The organism is Oceanotoga teriensis (genome assembly GCF_003148465.1).
Taxonomy (GTDB): domain Bacteria; phylum Thermotogota; class Thermotogae; order Petrotogales; family Petrotogaceae; genus Oceanotoga; species Oceanotoga teriensis.
Genome location: NZ_QGGI01000043.1, coordinates 1 through 2,064, shown reverse-complemented (window position 1 = coordinate 2,064; position 2,064 = coordinate 1). Strand labels below are relative to the sequence as shown.

At 30.3% G+C, this 2,064-nt stretch carries 2 protein-coding genes and 1 pseudogene; all 3 read left to right on the top strand.

Annotated features, from left to right (window positions below; translation table 11 throughout):
* Positions 1-237 (top strand): annotated as a pseudogene (locus C7380_RS13380) (carbohydrate ABC transporter substrate-binding protein); the annotation flags it as partial.
* Positions 238-303: 66 nt separating this feature from the next.
* Positions 304-1,233 carry a carbohydrate ABC transporter permease gene (locus C7380_RS13375; RefSeq protein WP_109606746.1) on the top strand — a complete coding sequence of 310 codons (930 nt, stop codon included), beginning with the start codon at positions 304-306 and terminating at the stop codon, positions 1,231-1,233.
* A complete protein-coding gene (locus tag C7380_RS13370) occupies positions 1,230-2,057 on the top strand; it encodes a carbohydrate ABC transporter permease (RefSeq protein ID WP_109606744.1) in 828 nt (275 codons plus the stop codon). The genes C7380_RS13375 and C7380_RS13370 overlap by 4 nt, the downstream gene beginning before the upstream one ends.
* Positions 2,058-2,064 lie beyond the last annotated feature (7 nt).

Below are 2,064 nucleotides of genomic sequence, written 5' to 3'. Positions count from 1 at the left end.
ATACCTGCAAGAATCGATGCAGATAAATCAAAATACGATCCTTATCTTACTTGGTCTATAAACGATTTTTCCAGTAAAACTATAACTCCTTCAATAGTACATGGTTCTGCTGCTCCTGAAGGATTTGTTACCTCTTTAAATGATGCTATTAATATATTAATAGCTACTGGGAATGTTAAAAATGCTAGAAAGAGTATCATTTGGGCTTGTGAAGATGCTGGAATAATAACTGACTAACTCCAAACTTTAAGCCAGTTTCTTTTGAAACTGGCTTTCATTATAATACGGAGGTGAATAAATAATATGGCTATTAAAAATAAAAAAGGTAAAGTTGGATTTTTCATCATATTACCTTCATTAGCTCTAATCGGTATATTCGTTTATTATTTCATATTTTTGACCATTAAAAATTCATTTTCTAATTTCAATTCTTTTTCAGCTCTTGTTAGAAATGATTTTAAATTTGTTGGATTCAGAAATTTTGAAAGAATTTTTTCTGATTCCAGATTTCAAACAGATTTATGGAATACTTTATTCTTTACCTTATTTTTTATTTCTTTTTGTATTATACTTGGTTTAATCCTTGCAAATCTTTTAGATAAAGGTTTAAAGGGATCGAGATTTTTCCAAAACCTCTTTCTTTTTCCAATGGCTATTTCTTTTGTTATAACTGGTACTGTTATGAGTTGGATTTTTGCACCTGGAAATATCCCTTCTGATCCTCAAGGTTTAAACCTTTTATTTGAAAAACTTGGTTTAAATAACTTACAATGGATGTGGTTTACAAGTACTGATTCCATTGGTAAGTTTAATTTAGCTCTAATCCCTGTAATTCTTGCCGCTGTATGGCAAATGTCTGGTTATATCATGGCTATGTATTTAGCTGGTTTGAGAGCTATTCCAACAGATGTTCTCGAAGCTGCAAGAGTTGATGGCGCTAGTAATTCTAAAATTTTTTGGTCTATTAAAATGCCTCTATTAAAACCTATTACTTTATCTGCAATGATCGTTTTAGGTCATGTTTCTTTAAAAATTTTTGATTTAATTTATGCTATGACTGGTTCAGGCCCTAAAAATGTCACTGATATGCCTGCTGTATACATGTTTGAACTCACTTTTCGTTCCAATAAATATGCAATGGGTTCAGCTATTTCTATAATAATGTTATTAATGGTTGCTGTAATAATCATTCCTTATCTATACTCAAGTTTTAGAAAGGAGTCTTCTTTATGACTAAAAAATATTCTACTTCATCTGTTTTTTCTTATATCATTTTAATTATTATCGCTATTATTTTTTTGGTTCCTTTTTATGTCACTGTTATCACCAGTTTTAAACCTTTATCTGAAATCTCTATATCCGATATGTGGAACTTACCAAATAACATTTCTTTTGATGGTTTTAAAGTCGCTTTTTCTAAGCTTGGACCTAATTTGTTTAATAGTTTTTTATTGACTATTCCGGCTACTATCATCTCAGCTTTTATTGGTTCTATTAATGGGTTCGCTTTTTCTAAATTGAAGTTTAAGTTTTCAAACGTTATTTTTGCTATAATATTGTTTGGTATGTTTATACCTTATCAGTCTGTTTTATTTCCTTTGATTCAATTTTTTCAAAAAATAGGCCTTTATGGTACTATTCCAGCTTTGATTATTATTCATGTTATTTATGGTATTCCTATCACAACTTTGATGTTTAAAAATTATTATGAGGAAATTCCTGATTCTTTGATCGAAGCTGCTTCTATTGATGGTGCTAGCTTTTCTAAAACTTATTCTAAAATTATTTTACCTATTTCTATTCCTGGTTTCGTTGTTACTGCTATTTGGCAATTTACAAATATTTGGAATGAATTTTTGTTCGCCGTTACTGTTACTTCTAATCCGGATCGTCAACCTATTACCGTCGCTCTTGTTAATCTCGCTGGTTCTCAAGTCGTTGAGTGGAATGTTCAAATGGCAGGTGCTTTGGTTGCTGCTTTACCCACTCTTATCGTTTATATCGTTCTTGGTAAGTATTTCTTAAAAGGTCTTTTATCTGGTTCTGTTAAAGGTTAAGTTTATA